This is a genomic window from Psychrobacter sp. PP-21, from assembly GCF_033790785.1.
Taxonomy (GTDB): Bacteria; Pseudomonadota; Gammaproteobacteria; order Pseudomonadales; family Moraxellaceae; genus Psychrobacter.
In genome coordinates this window covers 194,852-213,569 of sequence record NZ_JAMYEB010000002.1, presented here as the reverse complement: position 1 = coordinate 213,569, position 18,718 = coordinate 194,852, and the positions used below count along the sequence as shown (strand labels likewise).

The following is an 18,718-nucleotide window of genomic DNA, read 5'->3' as shown; positions in this document are numbered from 1 at the left end:
TCAATAGGGTACTGCCAGTTGTGCTCTACGCCTTAAAGCCGCGGTGCACAGCCACGATACCAGCAGTCAAGTTGTGATAATCACAATTTTCAAAGCCAGCTTGTTGCATCATTTGCTTTAAGGTCTGCTGATCAGGGTGCATACGGATCGATTCAGCTAAGTATTGATAGCTCTCAGAATCATTAGCAATCAGTTTGCCCATGACTGGCAGGGCGGTAAACGAATACAAATCATAGGCTTTTGATAATGGCTCAAACACGGGCTTTGAGAATTCCAAAATTAACAAACGACCACCTGGCTTTAGGACGCGGTACATGGCTTTTAGCGCTGCATCTTTGTCTGTGACATTACGTAGACCAAAGCTAATGGTCACTAAATCAAAGCTCTCATCATCAAACGGTGCCAATGTCTCAGCATTTGCCAATACAAAATCAACATTATTACAGCCAGCATTGATCAGACGTTCACGGCCCACCTCTAACATAGCAGCGTTGATATCTGATAATACAACATGACCGTTTCTACCGACTTCACGGCTAAACACTTTAGCCAAATCGCCCGTACCGCCAGCGATATCTAATACATGTTGACCTGCACGAACCCCTGATAGGCTAATAGCATAGCGCTTCCATAGACGATGAATGCCAAATGACATCAAGTCATTCATGATGTCATATTTTTTGGCGACAGACGTAAAAACATCAGCCACGCGTGCTTGCTTTTCAGCTTTATTAACGGTCTTGTACCCAAAATGCGTTGGCTCGTCGCCATCAGTATCTGGGGTATGCGGATTGTTGATGTCATCGCGTTGGTTAAATAGTGCTTGCTTGCTTGTTTGTGCGGTACTGTTATTAGCGCTGCTACTCTCATTGCTGTCTGGCATAGTCGTTTGCTGGCCTTGCGGCGTTCCGGTTGGTAGATCTTGAACTTTGGTAAAGTCATTGTTGCTATCATGAGCAGCATTGCTGTTATCTGCATTAGATGCCGCTGTTTGGGCACGCAGTATTTGTGCGCTGATCTGCTGATTATGAGCGATACTGTCCTCTACCAGTTTGTTTTGCAGGTGACTATTGGTAGGTGTGGTATGGTCAATATGGGCACTGTTATTGTTTGAAGTATCGGTCATCGTGTTTCCCTATCGTTTTTTATTAGACTATATACAGCCTAATGTATTATAAGAGCTGATTGAACTCTAAATTATGTGTTCTATGATACACCAAACCCTACTGGCTTATCGCTATTATGCACATCATCGACGATCAGTAGTTCACGCTTACAAAACGGCTCAATAAAGTCGCTGACACTCTTAAGAGGTTTCATCGCTTTAAAGCCGGTATCAATAAAGTCATAAAGCGGTTGATAACCGTGACGATATGCTGTGGTCTTTGCTAAGCCAAACGCTTTTTTTAACATGAATGAGTTTAAGTGTTTGTCCGTGCGATAACAGACTTCTTTTAGATTGGCAATCTGTACTCGGCGCTCTGCCTCTTCGTCCACAGCACGGTAAGCGGCCAGCATATTGTCTTCGTTCACAGGCAAGTCTTGATCGAGCAGCCACTGTGCTAAGTGCAAATCTAGCTCAATGGCTAAAATCGCGGCTTGAATACCCATGCTACCAGCTTCTAACGCAGACTCTTTGGCAAGACGTTCTAGTTTTTTGGCTTTTGGCAATATACGTGCTAGCTGTTCAGCCAACACCTTGAATTCATCACCCCCATATAACTGGGTCAAAAAATAATCTGCCATTAGCTGGTTTTTTGGCTGTTCAAACAGTGCGCGATGAGTATGACGTATGCGTGCTTGCTGCCATGTTTGTACTTCTTTGAGCTTAATGCTCAATTGCTCATCCTGATGATGAGGTAGTGCCCAAAAACGGTTCAAGTGCTGTTGTAGATCAGCTAAAGCGGCCATGGCAGTAAATCCTATAGAGGTAAATAATATTTTAAAATTATAAAAAGTAGGTATGTTGATTTGATGTAGTGAGTGTTTGAGTATCTATGTTAACAAGCACTAAAAATTGTGTTCACCTTAAAAGAAAATAAATAAGAATACAAATGCCAAACTGTTACATAGCACTATTATTTACTCGATTGACGTGGTGCTATGATTAAGTGAGATAAAAATAGCCGAAAAGACAGTTGAAAGAACGTTTTGCTAGCAATATCCGCTGTATGCAGAAGCACTTAGCGGAAATCTTCTTAACGCATAGCTTTTTAATTAACAGCTTCTTCATGACAGGCTTCTTGGTCAAAGGTTTTGATATTATCTGACAACAAAATGACCGAGCAATAATAAAGATCAGCAAAAACGTCATTTAATAAAGACAAAGTTACTAAGAATATAGCTACCAAAAATACAGTTACTATAAATAAAAGCGAGTCCAATCATGTCCCAAAAAAATGATACTACTGAACCTGCGTCACTACAAGCGGTGAGTGCACAATTTAGTGAGCAAGTCGTCGAGCAGCGCCTAACGCCCAATCCTTTGAGTCAGTTCTCTATGGATGAGGATGCGCTGAGACTGGCGCTAGTGACAGCGCAATATGCACTAAGAGCCACGCGTCAGCAAACCACCAACAAACCAACAGGACTATTGGTGCTTGTCAATGGGATGGAGCAGGCAGGTAAGGGCACATCAGTTAAGCAGCTCAGACAGTGGGTTGATCCAAGACTACTCAAGGTTGAAGCAACCATTGGTCAGGCACCACTAAGCTATCAGCCTATTTGGCAAGCCCATACGAGTGATATGCCGCGCCATGGTGATGTGATGGTGTATTTTGGTAATTGGTATGCTGACTTGCTATACAACATCATGCGATTGGCCCCATCGGATGATAAAAGTGACCAAGATCAGTCTACGAATGCTCAGTTAATGAATAATAGTATCGACACAGACGCACTGCCTATTGCTCAATGGCAAGACTATCTACAGCAGCAATTAAAAGTGTTAAAAGCGTTTGAACAAGATCTTGTGGCCAATCATACCAGAGTATTGAAATGCTGGTTTCATGTTGACGCTGACACGTTGCAAAGTCGTTTGAAAGATAATGAAGCGGATCCGCAGTTCTTGTATCAAATAGACTGGAACAGTAAAAAAGTCATCGAAACATTTAATGAGGTGGCAGCGACGCTACTCGAACAGCAAGGTGATTGGATTATTATCGATGGCGACGACAAGTCTGTAGCCGCTGATAACTTCTGTCATGAAGTCTTGCATGCCATGCAAGCCTCGCTGGTAAGTAGTCGCAAAAGTGATCCAAAAGCTGAAAAATCTCAATCTAAGAAGAAAAAGTCTCAGTCAAATGCTGATAAAAAGCCCTTTAAGCCCGTCAAGATACCTAAGAAACTGACCGATATAGACGACTCAAAAATCAGTAAGTCTGACTACCGCGAAGCACTGGCAGAGAAGCAAGCGCGTCTTGCTGAGCTATTACGTGCGCGCAAAGGTCGCCATATCGTCTTTGCTTTTGAGGGCATGGATGCCGCTGGAAAAGGCGGTGCGATTAAGAGACTAGTGGCAGCGCTCGATCCACGTGAGTATCAAGTTTATAATATTGGCGCACCGATGTTATACGAGACCCAGCATCCTTACTTATGGCGGTTCTGGACCAGATTGCCTGCTGAGCAAACCAATCGTATCAGTCGTATCGCTATTTTTGATCGCACTTGGTATGGGCGCGTATTGGTTGAGCGTATTGAAGGGTTTGCAACCAATGACGAATGGCAGCGCGCGTATGATGAAATCAACCGTTTTGAGTCAGATTTGGCAGCTGCAGGAACGTTGGTTATCAAATACTGGTTGGCTATTGACAAAAAAGAGCAGCTTGAACGTTTTGAGGATCGTAAAGACACACCGCACAAGCAATTTAAGCTGACTGATGATGACTGGCGCAACCGTGATAAGTGGTCTGATTATGTGCAGTCTGCCGCGGATATGCTGGCACGTACAGACACAGCAACAGCGCCATGGTGTGTTATTGCCACCAATGAAAAACGCCAAGCACGTTTGGATGTGTTAGATCATGCGATTGAGCAGCTATCGGCAGTAGCTGAATAAAATGACTAATTTTTAATGATTAGGTTTCACTATTAGAGTTTTGATGTTTTGGTTTTCATAACTTGGCTCCAATGTCTGCGCTTTAGTGTCTGGACTTTAATAGTTAGGCCTGTGATGGTCATGCTTTGAATAGTAATTTTTGACAGTGGTTTATACTGACAGCTCACTGTTGATAGCGCCTACAAGTTACCCATTAATAGGCTAATGGAACAAAACATACTCAATCCAATCTGTCATCGAGAAAGAGTGACATCAAACGTACACATTCCCAGTTACAAATCTTGCAATATCATTATGCATTATGTGATTATATTTAATATAATAGGGGCAAAATTACCTCTGTTATGTCATAAAGTCTCCTAGTAAACGAATATTTTATGATTAGGGCAGAGATTCAACCAATATTACTGCCGTACTAGAGATAAATAAAAACAGTACCACTATCAGAGTTGTAAGCCGCGAGATGCTGTAATCGAATGATTGAGCACTATACCTTGCGGCTTTGTGATATATGGAGTGATGTGTTTTTGGTAGGGAGTATTTCTTGTTGACCTACTATTATCGACCTAAATCAGACGTGCAAAAGCAACGATAGATTTAGGATTACGGCAGCAATAGCATGTTAAAAGTTCATTATTTTAAGTTCACTGTTTAGAAAACACATTGCGCACATATCAAGCAGTCGAAATGCAGATTACCATCATCTGCTTAAATGCTACGCAATGTCCTAATCGCATATAATTTCAATCAGCTTACGCAGGACGTATCAACGTATGGGTATTAGCAACAGTTCTACAGAGCCAACTCAACCAGTCGGCTCTATGAAAGTAAATCTATTTTTTGCCATTCTATTAATTGCGATGACCGTCTACTTTTTGTGGTGGGGTTTAGATTACACCATGCGTCAGCAAACGACGCTGTTCATTGTGGCAACCGCGTTTGGTGTCTTTATGGCATTCAACATCGGTGGTAACGATGTTGCCAATTCCTTCGGTACTTCGGTAGGGGCAGGAACGCTAACCATTCCCCAAGCGCTAGGGGTAGCCGCGATATTTGAAGTTTCTGGTGCGGTATTGGCAGGTGGTGAGGTTACCGATACCATTCGTAAAGGTATTGTCGACTTAGATGGTTTGACAGTCACACCCAATCAGTTTATTTATGTCATGCTCTCAGCATTGATCGCCGCTGCATTTTGGCTGCTATTTGCCACACGCAGGGGGCTACCAGTATCGACGACCCATTCTATTATCGGCGGTGTCATTGGTAGTTCTATCGTTCTAGGATTCGATTTGGGTGGTAGCGCTACTGCACTATCTACCGTAGATTGGGGTACGGTTGGTACCATCGCTATTTCTTGGGTTCTATCACCGCTGCTAGGTGGTGTATTAGCATATATCCTATATGGTCTCATTAAGAAAAATATCATTGCGTATAATGATCAAACAGAAGCCCATATCGGTGAGCTAAAAGCCAATAAAAAGGTACTAAAGCAAAATCATAAAGAGTTTTTGGATGGTTTGACAGAGTCAGAACAGCTGGCTTATACCTCAGCGATGCTACGTGATCAAGAAATCTATAAAGATGATGATTGTGTCGTCACAGACTTAGAAACTGATTACTACAAAGAGCTTTATGAAATCGAAAACGAGCGTAGTAATCTTGATACGCTAAAAGCGCTTAAGCAATGGGTGCCTATTATTGCTGCATTGGGCGGCGCAGTCATGACTTCTTTGGTCGTGTTTAAAGGTCTTAAAAACGTTAATAGTAATCTGACCACGCTGCAGGGTTTCTTGATCATGGGTATGATTGCAGCCCTTGTTTGGCTGGCGACCTTTATCTACACCAAGAGTATTCGCGGTAAGCACAAAGAAGATCTGACCAAGGCTACTTTTATTATGTTCAGCTGGATGCAGGTATTTACCGCATCAGCCTTTGCCTTTAGTCATGGTTCAAACGATATCGCTAATGCGGTTGGTCCTTTTGCTGCCATCATGGACGTTATCCGTACCAATGAGATTGCCTCACAAGCAGCAGTACCGCCAGCTGTTATGCTGACTTTTGGTGTTGCGTTGATCGTAGGTCTTTGGTTCATCGGTAAAGAAGTGATTCAAACGGTTGGTACCAATCTAGCAAAAATGCATCCTGCGTCAGGATTCTCAGCAGAGCTTGCTGCTGCTGCGGTTGTTATGGGTGCATCAACCTTAGGTCTACCGGTATCTAGTACGCATACTTTGGTAGGTGCTGTACTTGGTATTGGTATCGTCAATAGAGATACGAATTGGGCGCTAATGAAGCCAATTGGTCTTGCATGGGTAATCACCTTGCCAGTTGCTGCTGGACTATCAGCGATCAGCTATATTGTTTTGAAAAACATCTTTTAGTATGTGCTTTGTCGCGATATTTAGATTGCGACCATACTCAGAACAACAAAAAACGCTTATTAGCCTCATGCTAATAAGCGTTTTTTTGTTTCGTTTACTAACTGTATGTTTAATCGGTACCGAACTGTTGGCGTTTTTTTGCAAAAAACCGATCCAGTCTATCCATCGCGTTTTCTAAGTCGTGCAGGTTAGGTAAAAATACCAAGCGGAAATGATCCGGTTTGTCCCAATTAAACCCTGTTCCTTGCACCATCAATACGTTTTCTTCGACCAGTAAGTCCATCATAAAGTTCATGTCGTCGTTGATAGGGTAGACCTCTGGATCCATTTTTGGAAAACAATAAAATGCGCCTTGGGGCATGGTACAAGAAATACCTTTAATTGCGTTAAGACGTGAGACCGCCATTTCGCGCTGCTTATATAGGCGACCTTTTTCAGAGGTTAGCTCTTGCATACTTTGGTGACCACCCATAGCGGTTTGGATCGCATACTGTCCCTGAACATTAGAACAAAGGCGCATGGAGGCTAACATATCCAAGCCTTCAATGAAGTCAGTAGCGTGCTGCTTGCGACCAGATACCATCATCCAGCCTGAGCGAAACCCTGCAATACGGTGTGATTTTGACAAGCCATTGTATGAGAGCACCAGTACTTCATCGGTTAAGGTGCTCATAGGGGTGTGCACGTGATCATCATAAAGAATACGATCATAAATCTCATCTGCCATGATGATCAAATTGTACTCTTTGGCAACCTCAATAATCTGTTTTAGTAGCTCATCGCTATACAGGGAACCTGTTGGATTGTTGGGGTTGATAACCACGATGCCTTTTGTCTTGCTGGTAATTTTAGATTTGATATCTTCGATATCAGGGTGCCAGTTGTCTTCTTCGTTACAGCGATAGTGTACAGCGGTGCCACCAGCGAGGTTAGCAGCCGCTGTCCAAAGCGGATAGTCTGGCATCGGAATCAGTACCTCATCGCCATCATTCATCAGCGCCTGCATGGTCATCACAATCAGCTCAGAGACCCCGTTACCTAGATAAACGTCACGCACATCCACCGCTGACAGCAGTCCTTTAGATTGGTAGTACTGCAAGATGGCTTTGCGCGCTGAGAAGATGCCTTGTGAGTCTGAGTAGCCAGTAGCTTCAGATAGGTTCATGGCAACATCACGCAAAATTTCATGGGGCGCTTCTAAACCAAACGGTGCTGGATTACCGACATTAAGCTTCAATATGCGCTTGCCTTCAGCCTCCATTTTATTGGCAGTCTGTAATAGTGGGCCACGAATGTCGTAGCAGACGTTCTGCAGTTTGTCAGATTTTTTGATGGTGTTCATAGCGTGACCGTTCGTCGAATGAGTGTGTGTGTGTTTGCCAGTATGAGAAGACATAGCAGGTTGAATAGTGTCTGTTTTGGTATTTATTTGATTATGTGACGTCGCATTTATGTCAGTAGCTATTTCAGTAGCTATGTCGGCATCTGTATCTTGCGTAATCTGTTTTGTAGATACAGTTGATTCATCGTTGTCAGTGCGCTCGCCCTTTAGCTCTCCGCGTAGCAGGTAGCCTTCGCTACACCCCAAAATACGGGCAAGTGTGGGCAGCTTTGATGAGACGATGCCATTGGTGCCACGTTCCCAGTTTGAGATAGCGCCGCGACTGACCTTGGCACCAGCAGCTGTCATGGCTTGTGCCAATTGTTCAGCGGTGAACCCTTTGTCATGTCGCAACTGGACCAACCGTTCTGCTTGCGTGCTTTTATTCTTATCATCAGACATTGTTGTTGGAACCTTCATTGATTAGTAGACTCATAACCTGAGATACGTGTTTTTACTTAATACTAATGCAAGATATTATTGCATTCAAAAGTGTTTTGCAAATAGTTTTAAACAAATAATCTTATATGCAAGTTATACTTGCATTAGCTATAAACAACTCTTCGATTAGGAATGTTTGTATAAAAATAATAGGCGTTAGACGTATCAAAATTACATCTTTACCCATTATTATGTAGAGGTAATTTGCTATATTTTGCTTAATCAATCTCATTAGCAATGCTACGTATCTCGTAATATTAGCAGCACTCCCTTTGTTTATACCTTGAATAGTGAGGCAATAACCAACAGATAGGGCACATCGTTTTCATAATTATATGGCGATAAAACAGTTATCGAGATTAGACAATAAATACTCGAATAAGGATAAATTATGCAAGATAATCAATTAAGCAAAGAAGAGATTAGCCAACTGACTGAAGCTGACTGGAAAGAGCGTCTAAGTGCTGATGAATACCACGTGATGCGTGAGAAAGGTACGGAGCGTCCATTCACAGGTGTGTACAACGACGCAACTGATGATGGCGTCTATCGCTGTAAGGGCTGCGGTGCTAGCTTGTTTGATTCGAGCAGCAAGTTTGATGCTAGCTGCGGTTGGCCAAGTTTTGATCAAGGTATCGACAACAGCGCGATTGACGAGCACGTTGACAACTCGCTCGGTATGACTCGCACAGAAGTCACCTGCAGCAACTGCGGTGCCCATTTGGGTCACGTATTCCCAGATGGACCTACTGAGACGACAGGTATGCGCTACTGCATCAACTCAGTATCTATTGATTTAGATAAGTCTGAGAAGTAGGGTTTTATTATTAGCAGTGTGAGTAGGAAGTACAAAGTGCTTCCTTTTCAATATTTTTTACTATTCATATCATTAAGAAGATAAAGCTTTTGAACCAACACCAAAAATAACCAAACCTCAATTTAAGGATGAATAATGAGTACTATTTATGATTTTACCGCTGAGCGTATGGACGGTAGCTCGCAAGCATTTTCTGATTATAAAGACAACGTATTGCTAATCGTTAATACGGCAAGCAAATGTGGTTTTACGCCGCAGTTCGAAGGGTTGGAATCATTATATCAACAGTACAAGGATCAAGGGCTGGTGGTTGTCGGCTTTCCTTGTAATCAATTTGGTAGCCAAGACCCAGGCAGTAATGATGAGATTGGCGCGTTTTGCCAAAAGAACTATGGCGTCAGCTTCCCTATGATGGCAAAAACCGATGTCAACGGCGCAGATGCTCATCCTATCTACGAATGGCTCAAAGATCAGAAAGGTGGTGTGCTAACCGACGGTATCAAATGGAACTTCACGAAGTTTTTGATCGATAGTCAAGGGCAAGTTATTGACCGCTATGCCCCAACGACTAAGCCAGAAGCAATCAAAAGTGATATTGAGCAGACACTAGCGAATAAATAAATGGCATATCCCAAAAACTTTGATTTTTTGGAAAAATATAAAATCAACAAAAACATATGCTTGCTAAATATTTGGATAAAAACGTCAAAAATATCTCAAAAAGTAGAAAATAGCGTTTGACACCCATGTATAAATCTATATAATACACACCCACAGCAGCAGAGCTTAGTGACAAACTTAGAGCTCAGTTGATGTTGAATAAATTGCATCGCAATTGTTCGAAGGGTGATTAGCTCAGTTGGTAGAGCGTCTGCCTTACACGCAGAATGTCGGCGGTTCGAATCCGTCATCACCCACCACTTCTTAGCAAGTGGGCTCCTTAAACAAGAGCAAGAAGCTAAGACGACCTAAGCAGCGGTAGTTCAGTTGGTTAGAATACCGGCCTGTCACGCCGGGGGTCGCGGGTTCGAGTCCCGTCCGCTGCGCCATATTTAAAACGAATTTAGACTTTCGAGTTTAAGCAAGTTTCGCCTCAAACATTAGGTTGTTTGGGGTTTTTTTGTGCCTGTGTTTTTATCTATGTTTTATGAGTTATAAGTCAGATAAGAAAATATAGTAAGAGTTATAATCTAGAATTATAATTTATATGTAGTTAAGTCATATCAATTAAAGGTCAGCTAGAGCGTGAACCCTTCTTTTACATCAGTCTTGTATTGAATAAAAGAAGGGTCATCATATTTATTTTAGATACAGCGTTTTAAAGGAGCTTTGCTTAAAGTGTATTATCTATAATTTATGACACGTTTGGCTCATTATAGGCTCTAGCTACAGATAGAGGGTTAGTCACGCGTTGCTTGCCATGCGCCCATTGATCCTAGATAGATATCAATATGCTCAAAACCTCGACTAGCAAGCCATCCTGCTGCTATCGTTGCTCGAGCTCCGCTGGCACACATCAAGGTATAGTGGCGACTCTGGTCGAGCTCACGCCAACGCTTGTTCAGATGACCAACATAGATATGCTGTGAGCCTTCAATCGCACTATCGTTTCTCTCGTCGATATCACGTACATCTAGCAAAGTCCAGTTCTGAGCATTGTCCAGACGATTTTTTACTTCAGAGGTGTCAATCATAGGGGTTCGCTGCATCCGCGCGCCTTGGGCAGCAGCAGGAACGACACCCACATAGCCCCCGACAATATTATCAAAAGCAATGCGTACCAGATGCTCCATTGCAGTCGCTAGTTGCTCTTCATCAGAAGCAATCAGTGCCAAGCTTTGTCCTTCCTCAATAAACCACCCAGCAAATGCAGGTAGCATATTGACAGGTAAGCTCATCGATTCAGGCAGGTGTCCGGATGCATAGGCCATTGGCTCACGAATATCGATGAGATGATCGGCACCGCAGTCATGCAGCTGCTTGAGCGAGAGGCTACGAGGACGCATAACAGTAGGAGGTGCTTCACCGCCCTCCATGTTGAGACGCTCCATCAACCTAAAGTAGGGCGGTTGATAATGGTTTTCGTTAGTCTTAAAGTCAATAAATGCCTCACGATCAGTAATCTGCAAACGCGGGTTATTCATTCGTTCATGACCAACAGTAGAAAACTCACGCTCCGCCATACCTGAGCCACATACTGAACCAGCACCGTGAGCGGGATATATAATGGCCTGATCTCCAAGTGCTAGAATGTCTTGTAACGAGTCATAAAGTAGACCTGCCACTTCCCTGCGACGATCAGGATAGAAATCGGTACGGCCCACATCACCGACGAATAGTGCATCGCCTGTAAAGACGCCGACGGCTTTGTCTGGATATGCGGTATCAAACAGTGCATAAGCCAGATGATCATCGGTATGGCCAGGAGTCTCCAGAGCATGGATTTCAAGTTGACCGATGATGAAGCAATCACCATTACGTGCTGTCTGAGCGTAGACAATAGGTTGTTCTGGGTTTGGTCCGTGCAAGACGATAGCCCCTGTCAAGGCTGCTAAAATAGGGGCGCCAGAGACCAAATCCTCATTACGATGCGTCTCAAAAATATGTGTGATTTCAAGCCCTGCTGCACGCGCTTTTTCTACATATATCGCGCAGTCACGACGCGGATCAATCACCGCTGCCTTACCACCAGAGCCTACCAAATAGGATAGGTGAGACAGTCCAGGTGTTTTAATTTTTTCTAATAGCATGGTCTTTTCCTTATTATAATTATGTCAAATGAGATTTTTGCCAGTAGCATCTTACTAGTTACATTGATTTGTCTGATTGAATTCTTACTCACTGAGATTTTCTTAATATCTATCAATATACAATAACATATATTAACTTTATATTTATATAGGTATTCATCCAATAAACAGCGATTTTTTGGATCGATATTTAGCGTCTCATGTATGCTGTTTTCAGGTTTAAAAATTCTATAAATGTAATAAAGTTATTGAACGTTAGTTAGTGAAGTTAAAAACAGACGTCTTATTTAGTAGGTTTTTTACAGTAGCTTGTTGACAGAGATGCTGGCCAATTGATATATCTATGACTCAAATACATGCAAGTAAAGGATAAATTTTGAGTGACCACAAGGCATTAGATGTTGATGTTGGGCAAGAGCATATTGTCATACAGCGACGATATGACGCTTTGGGTGCAGTGAATGATTTACTCATTGCTGTTTGGTTTTTGATTGGTAGCTTTTTCTTTTTGAAAGAATCGTTGACGACGGACGGTACATGGCTATTCATCCTTGGCAGCGCACAACTACTTATCAAACCGCTAATTAAGCTAATTAGCTTGATTCATGTTGGTAGGGTATTTAAACGCGCAAAAAAATAATAAGTTGCCAAGGTAGGTAATACTATATCAAGCCGTAGCATCAAATTATTTCCTATCCAGTCTTACTTCTGAAACTGATAATTGCTAATGCTTGTGGTGCATTACTAAGGTGCGTTGGTTTGATTTATCATGCCATGATGAATAATGCCTGATACCTCTAAGAAATGAAAACCTCGTTCAAAAAACATTGAACTATTTTTAATATGTCTGTATTATTGGACATATGGAAATAACTAATGCTATTGCAAGCTTTGCTGCGCTCTCTCAAGATACTCGATTAAAGGCTTTTAAGCTGCTGGTCAGCCACGAGCCTGAAGGTCTCCCTGCGGGCGAAATAGCCCGTCAGCTTGGTGTGCCGCACAATACGATGTCAGCTCATCTAGCGGTGCTAGCACGAGCAGGCTGGGTAGTCTCTCAACGACACAGTCGGCAAATCATTTATCGAGCATCACTCTCCCATATGGACAGCGTCATTCAATTCTTACTCCAAGACTGCTGTGCAGGGCATCCAGAGCTGTGCGCCTCACTTATGGATAGTTTGAGTGGCTGCCGAATGGATGCGTCTGCCGAACAAAGCCATCATTAAACCTATTATCCATTCAATAACGGCACTCACTTAAACGCCTTTCACTTAAAAGACACACACTTAATAGGTAATATCACTATGAAGCCATTGATTTTTCATAACCCTAATTGCGGTACCTCTCGTAATACCCTCGCTATTATTAAGGCATCAGGCGAAACGCCAGAAGTAGTGGAGTATCTAAAAAATACACCGACGCGCGATCGTTTGGTTGAGCTATTAGCGCAAATGCAAATCTCTCCGAGAGAACTATTAAGAAGCAAAGAAGCTATCAATGATGAGCTAGGGCTAGATAATCCTGAACTCTCTGACGATCACATTATCGATGCGATGATCGCGCATCCTATCTTAATCAACCGTCCTATCGTAGTAACCGAAAAGGGCGCAGCTTTATGTCGTCCTTCAGAGCGAGTTTTTGAGCTGTTAGATAACCCAATAAGCAGCTTTACCAAAGAAGATGGCGAGGTTGTCTCTCATGGTAAACGCTAAGGCTACGCAGCCATCTATGACGACCTCTAATATTGATGACTTGCCCAATATTGATATCGATAATCTACAGCCTATCGATATTAAGTCTCTTATTGCACCAAATGATTCACGTCACCCACCCAAAATACTGGTGTTGTACGGCTCTGTCCGCGCGCGCTCATTCTCTAGATTAGCTGCTGAAGAGTCGAGCCGGTTGCTACGTTGGTATGGTTGTGAAGTGCAGATGTTTGACCCATCTGGTTTGCCGTTGCCTGACGATGTAGATTCGGACCACCCAAAAGTGCAAGAATTGCGGGAGCTGGCACAGTGGTCTGAAGGCATGCTGTGGGTGAGTCCAGAGCGCCATGGCAGTATCACTAGTATCATGAAAGCACAAATCGACTGGATACCATTGTCACTAGGTGGCGTGCGACCCACTCAGGGTAAAACACTAGCGCTGATGCAAGTCAGTGGTGGTAGTCAGAGCTTTAATACGGTCAATCAAATGCGTATTCTCGGACGCTGGATGCGGATGATTACTATCCCTAATCAATCTTCGATCCCTAAAGCGTTCTTAGAGTTCAACGATGACAATCGTATGGATATGTCGCCTTTATACCTGCGTCTGGTTGACGTCTGTGAAGAGCTGGTGAAATTTACTTGGCTCACACGCGGACGCTCAGCATACCTTACCGATCGCTATTCAGAACGCGTTGAAAGTGCTGAGCAAGTATCAAATCGCGTTAATCAAAAATCGATCTAGTCTTTTATAAAAAATCGGCTGAACAAAGTCAGCTTAAGTAAGGTTGCATCATGCTTGCATTTGCTATTTTTGTGGTTACTTTAGTATTGGTTATATGGCAGCCTAAAGGATTGGGTATCGGCTGGAGCGCTATGGGTGGCGCGCTTGTCGCGTTGGTGTTCGGTGTGGTGCAGCTATCAGATGTCGGTATTGTTTGGGATATTGTTTGGGATGCAACCTTTACTTTTGTGGCGCTGATTATCATCTCGCTTATCCTAGATCGGGCAGGGTTTTTTGGCTGGGCGGCACTACATGTGGCAAGGCTAGGTAATGGTCAAGGGCGCTTGCTATTTCCGATGATTGTCGTGCTTGGCGCCTTTATTTCTGCATTTTTTGCCAATGACGGGGCAGCGCTATTACTAACACCCATTGTGATTGCTATCTTGCTGCGTTTGAATTTTTCGCCGCCGTCAGCTTTGGCATTTATCATCGCAACAGGCTTTATCGCTGATACGGCAAGTCTGCCCTTGGTTACGTCAAACTTGGTTAATATCGTCAGTGCCAATTATTTCGATATTGGGTTTGGTCGTTATGCGGCGGTCATGGTACCCGTCAATATCGTGTCTGTATTGGCGACACTACTGGTACTATGGGTTGTTTACGCGCGTCATATCCCTAAGCGCTATCCAGTTGATAACTTAAGTGCTCCAGAGTCTGCTATTACAGATCCATTGGTGTTTCGGGCTGCATTTCCGTTATTGAGCTTGCTGCTTCTTGCCTATTTTGCGACTGAACCGTTAGGGCTGCCGATTTCACTTGTCACTGGTGCGGCCGCCCTTGTTTTGATGGCCATTGCTGGTCGCTTGTGGCAAGGCGGGCGCAGTGCAGTCGTTTCTGTGAGTGAGGTGTTACGTAATGCACCTTGGCAAATCGTGTTATTCTCCATTGGTATGTATTTGGTGGTTTATGGTTTAGGTAATGCAGGTCTCACTGCATATGGCGCACAAATCCTTAATTGGTTGGGAGAGCAGGGCGCAGTCATTGCCACAGTAGGAACTGGGTTTTTATCTGCTATTATCGCGTCTATCATGAATAATATGCCAGCGACTTTGGTCGGCGCGCTAGCGATTGATCAGGCTCAAGTGCCCGCAGCGACGCGAGAGCTGATGATTTATGCCAATGTGATCGGCAATGATTTGGGCCCCAAGTTTACACCGATTGGTAGTCTTGCCACTTTATTATGGTTGCATGTACTGGCAGAAAAAGACTATAAAATCAGCTGGGGACAGTATATAAAAATAGGCTTGTTGATTACGCCTCCTGTGCTACTCGTAACATTGTTAGCTTTGGTTGTTTGGTTGCCTATGCTGTCAAGCTAATCAAAGCATTAGCAAGCCCGCTTTACTAGAACGCCAATTTGATAAATGTATCGATGATCAGCTTTGTTTGGGCATGATAAGGTCTCCATGCAATCCGTGTTTTACCTAAAATGAGGGTATAAAATGACAATGCTTACTGTGAACACCATCCTCAAACCTCGTCAGTATTTGCTAATGCCAATCCGCGGGGCAGCTGTATTGGTTACTGCGCTTCTATTGTCGGCATGCGCACAGTCTGATAATACTGATGAGGTAAGTGTCAATACCAGTAAAGATGCAAACGTTGAAGCGGTAGTAGAGTCTACAGCAGCGACACAAGCAAGCCAGACTGGTATTTTGAAGAATGTATCTGCAACCGTCTACAAAGATGCCAACTGTGGTTGCTGTAAAGAGTGGATAGATCATGCACAGACGCACGGGCTAGTCTCGACAGCCCAGCACCCAGCTGATTTGTCATTGATTAAAGACCGCTATAGCGTTCCTAATGAGATGCGTTCTTGTCACACGGCAGTGACGACCGATGGCTACATCTTTGAAGGTCATGTCCCGGCGAAGTATGTGGCAGAGTTTTTACAGAACCCACCAGAGCAAGCTATTGGGCTCGCTGTACCTGGTATGCCAGTCGGTAGCCCAGGTATGGAGTATCAAGACCAGTTCTCGCCTTATCAAATTATGCAAATGAATAAGGACGGTATAAATCAAGTATATGCAGATATTGAGTCCATCGCTCAGCAGCTATAATTTGCCGATGATATTATTGAAGCCCAAAAACGTGAGATAAAAGAAATGCAGGCGCTGATCGAAGAGTTAGAATAAGTGCAGAGTTTCCTTCATATTATAGCCATAAAAAAACCCCCATCAAACTGATGGGGGTTTTGGCAAATGCCATAATTGAATCTATAGTGACTCAAAAGGTTTACTACTAAAATGTGGCTCTCCAACCTGGGCTCGAACCAGGGACACACGGATTAACAGTCCGTTGCTCTACCAACTGAGCTATTGGAGAATAGGCTGTAAGTATTTGATCGCTTACAACGAGCCTTAGAAGTCTCTAACGAGTTCTTGCTAAGTGGGGCGTATTCTAGCAAAGATAAAAAATACGTCAAGCGTTTTTTTGCATAATTAGTAAAAATTATCATTTTAATAGCTTGAGAGAAGGTTTCTGTCAAAAACTAACCAAAGACTGCCTAAAAAAGACGCCACATAGAGAATATGTGGCGTCTTTATTTGTCAAGATACGAGATCTACTAGAATATTGGCAACACCAATTAGCGTTTACAATTTACTCAGCAACGTCTAAATCAGCAACGGCTTTTTCGATACGTGACAAAGCATCTTTTAAAGTAGCCTCGTCAGTCGCGTAAGAGATGCGCATATAGCCACCAAGACCGAAAGCATCACCAGGTACGACTGCCACACCAACTTTATCTAATAACCAAGCTGAAAACTCAGTACAAGAAGACAAACCAGCCGCTTTGATAAGTGGCACAATGTTTGGATACACATAAAATGCGCCATCAGGACGCAGGCAAGTAATACCTTTGATAGCATTTAGACCATCTACAACCAAGTCACAACGCTTCTCAAACGCCTCAATCATTGGCTCAAGCACACTTTGATCACCGTTGATCGCTGCGGTTGCAGCAACCTGGCTGATAGACGTTGGGCATGAAGTAGACTGTGACTGTACTTTTTTCATCGCACCGATGATTTTGGCAGGGCCGCCAGCATATCCGATACGCCAGCCTGTCATGGCATAGGCTTTAGACACACCATTCAAGATAATGGCACGGTCTTTTAGCTCAGGCGCTGCATTTAAAATATTGTAGAACTTATCGCCTGTCCAGCGGATGTGCTCATACATATCATCAGATGCCACATAGACGTGTGGGTACTTTTTCAATACTTCAGCAATGGCTTTTAGCTCATCTAGCGTATAAATCATACCAGTCGGGTTAGAAGGGCTGTTCAGTACCAGCATTTTGGTTTTGTCAGTGATGGCATCTTCTAGCTGTTCAGGGGTGATTTTAAAGTCTTGTTCAGCTGGGCACTTAACGATGACTGGTACGCCTTCTGCGATGATAACCATGTCAGGATAGCTGACCCAGTATGGTGCTGGGATAATGACTTCGTCGCCAGGGTTGATAAAGGCTTGGGCAAGGTTGAAGAATGACTGCTTACCACCGACTGATACTAGGATCTCGTTTGGCTCGTAGCTGATATTATTGTCACGCTTGAATTTTTCTATGATAGCGGCTTTTAGCTCTGGCGTACCATCGACAGCAGTATATTTGGTAAAGCCGTCATTGATTGCATCGATTGCCGCTTTTTTGATGTGATCAGGGGTATCAAAATCAGGTTCGCCAGCGCCCAAACCGATAATATCTTTACCAGCTGCTTTTAGTTCTTTGGCTTTGTTAGTAATCGCTAGCGTAGGAGAAGGTTTAATGCTATTGACGCGGTCAGACAGTTGCAACTCGCTCATGAGAGATCCTTTTTTATATGGGAGTGGGATTGGAGAAAATCTGATATGAATGATTTAATGTTTTTATAGCTGTCAGGACAAGATGTTAAGTGGCTTGAACAATAATAACGCCAGTCTCATTTTGTCATGAAGATAGCCTTTATTTGCCCATCAACGAACCGGTTCACTAATGTACGTATGGCTATCTTGATATTGTAGCATGCCCGTATAGAGCTGTCTTATCGCCTCTATGACAAAACGATAGTAAACGGTTGCGATATCGCGAACCGTACCATCTGTTAATATTGTTGCCTGTCTGAATAGCTAAAGCTTTGCGAAGATATTGCGCTTTTATATCAGCAATTGCGAAGTCACAACAATAAACCTATCACCATACACTATAATTATTTAGGTTTGTTAAATAAGATGGCTTATAGCTTAATCAAAATCACTCAATACGGTGCGTGAGTCAATACGGCATGTTAGAAACAAGACAGTCAGTTAACGGCAAGCAAGACCAATAATCTTCATTGAAGAGCCTCGTGTGGTTTTCCGAGATAAGTCTCCTTAGATTCTAGATGAAGGGCACACTTTACAACATATATTTCATACTAT

The 18,718-nt window shown here is 43.2% G+C and carries 15 protein-coding genes and 3 tRNA genes; 12 read left to right on the top strand and 6 right to left on the bottom strand.

All coding sequences use genetic code 11. From position 1 onward, the window contains the following. Positions 1-25: 25 nt before the first annotated feature. Positions 26-1,126, bottom strand: coding sequence for a bifunctional demethylmenaquinone methyltransferase/2-methoxy-6-polyprenyl-1,4-benzoquinol methylase UbiE (gene ubiE, locus NJD71_RS03770; RefSeq protein ID WP_319050613.1), 1,101 nt, complete (start codon positions 1,124-1,126; stop codon positions 26-28). A gap of 80 nt (positions 1,127-1,206) precedes the next feature. Next, positions 1,207-1,911 (bottom strand): FFLEELY motif protein, encoded by a 705-nt coding sequence (locus NJD71_RS03765; RefSeq protein ID WP_319050612.1) that lies wholly within the window; start codon positions 1,909-1,911, stop codon positions 1,207-1,209. 475 nt (positions 1,912-2,386) lie between these two features. Between NJD71_RS03765 and NJD71_RS03760 the strand changes: the two genes are divergently transcribed. After that, a complete protein-coding gene (locus tag NJD71_RS03760; protein WP_319050611.1) occupies positions 2,387-4,057 on the top strand; it encodes an ATPase in 1,671 nt (556 codons plus the stop codon). A gap of 773 nt (positions 4,058-4,830) precedes the next feature. After that, positions 4,831-6,438: an inorganic phosphate transporter gene (locus tag NJD71_RS03755; RefSeq protein WP_319050610.1), complete on the top strand. Its 1,608-nt coding sequence runs from the start codon at positions 4,831-4,833 to the stop codon at positions 6,436-6,438. A gap of 109 nt (positions 6,439-6,547) precedes the next feature. Here the strand turns inward: NJD71_RS03755 and NJD71_RS03750 are convergent, their stop codons facing one another. Continuing rightward, positions 6,548-8,221: an aminotransferase class I/II-fold pyridoxal phosphate-dependent enzyme gene (locus tag NJD71_RS03750; protein ID WP_319050609.1), complete on the bottom strand. Its 1,674-nt coding sequence runs from the start codon at positions 8,219-8,221 to the stop codon at positions 6,548-6,550. A 430-nt stretch (positions 8,222-8,651) separates the two neighbouring features. Here NJD71_RS03750 and msrB point away from each other — a divergent pair, with 430 nt between their 5' ends. The 4 genes from msrB to NJD71_RS03730 all read left to right on the top strand — a co-directional run bounded on the left by msrB (position 8,652) and on the right by NJD71_RS03730 (position 10,126). After that, on the top strand, positions 8,652-9,077 hold the full coding sequence (gene msrB / locus NJD71_RS03745; protein ID WP_319050608.1) for a peptide-methionine (R)-S-oxide reductase MsrB: 426 nt from the start codon (positions 8,652-8,654) through the stop codon (positions 9,075-9,077). Positions 9,078-9,212: 135 nt separating this feature from the next. Next, the gene (locus NJD71_RS03740; protein ID WP_319050607.1) at positions 9,213-9,698 is read left to right on the top strand and encodes a glutathione peroxidase; all 486 of its coding nucleotides are present in this window, start codon (positions 9,213-9,215) and stop codon (positions 9,696-9,698) included. Positions 9,699-9,921: 223 nt separating this feature from the next. Beyond that, positions 9,922-9,997, top strand: a tRNA-Val gene (locus NJD71_RS03735). 52 nt (positions 9,998-10,049) lie between these two features. Continuing rightward, positions 10,050-10,126: transfer RNA gene (locus NJD71_RS03730), tRNA-Asp, on the top strand. Positions 10,127-10,477: 351 nt separating this feature from the next. Here NJD71_RS03730 and NJD71_RS03725 read toward each other — a convergent pair. Further along, a complete protein-coding gene (locus NJD71_RS03725; RefSeq protein WP_319050606.1) occupies positions 10,478-11,827 on the bottom strand; it encodes an MBL fold metallo-hydrolase in 1,350 nt (449 codons plus the stop codon). A 376-nt stretch (positions 11,828-12,203) separates the two neighbouring features. Between NJD71_RS03725 and NJD71_RS03720 the strand changes: the two genes are divergently transcribed. From NJD71_RS03720 to NJD71_RS03695, 6 genes are all read left to right on the top strand, one after another. Continuing rightward, positions 12,204-12,467: a YrhK family protein gene (locus NJD71_RS03720; protein ID WP_319050605.1), complete on the top strand. Its 264-nt coding sequence runs from the start codon at positions 12,204-12,206 to the stop codon at positions 12,465-12,467. A 223-nt stretch (positions 12,468-12,690) separates the two neighbouring features. After that, positions 12,691-13,053 (top strand): ArsR/SmtB family transcription factor, encoded by a 363-nt coding sequence (locus NJD71_RS03715; protein ID WP_319050604.1) that lies wholly within the window; start codon positions 12,691-12,693, stop codon positions 13,051-13,053. 78 nt (positions 13,054-13,131) lie between these two features. Next, positions 13,132-13,539 carry an arsenate reductase (glutaredoxin) gene (arsC, locus tag NJD71_RS03710; protein ID WP_319050603.1) on the top strand — a complete coding sequence of 136 codons (408 nt, stop codon included), beginning with the start codon at positions 13,132-13,134 and terminating at the stop codon, positions 13,537-13,539. Between the two features lie 16 nt (positions 13,540-13,555). After that, entirely contained in the window at positions 13,556-14,281 is a 726-nt protein-coding gene (arsH, locus tag NJD71_RS03705) for an arsenical resistance protein ArsH (RefSeq protein ID WP_319050602.1), read from the top strand. Between the two features lie 50 nt (positions 14,282-14,331). Next, positions 14,332-15,639 carry an arsenic transporter gene (locus NJD71_RS03700; RefSeq protein ID WP_442967644.1) on the top strand — a complete coding sequence of 436 codons (1,308 nt, stop codon included), beginning with the start codon at positions 14,332-14,334 and terminating at the stop codon, positions 15,637-15,639. Between the two features lie 174 nt (positions 15,640-15,813). Then, positions 15,814-16,380 (top strand): DUF411 domain-containing protein, encoded by a 567-nt coding sequence (locus NJD71_RS03695; protein ID WP_319050668.1) that lies wholly within the window; start codon positions 15,814-15,816, stop codon positions 16,378-16,380. Between the two features lie 189 nt (positions 16,381-16,569). Here the strand turns inward: NJD71_RS03695 and NJD71_RS03690 are convergent. Next, positions 16,570-16,645 (bottom strand) — tRNA-Asn (locus NJD71_RS03690). A 276-nt stretch (positions 16,646-16,921) separates the two neighbouring features. Beyond that, positions 16,922-18,124: a pyridoxal phosphate-dependent aminotransferase gene (locus tag NJD71_RS03685; protein WP_319050601.1), complete on the bottom strand. Its 1,203-nt coding sequence runs from the start codon at positions 18,122-18,124 to the stop codon at positions 16,922-16,924. Positions 18,125-18,718 lie beyond the last annotated feature (594 nt).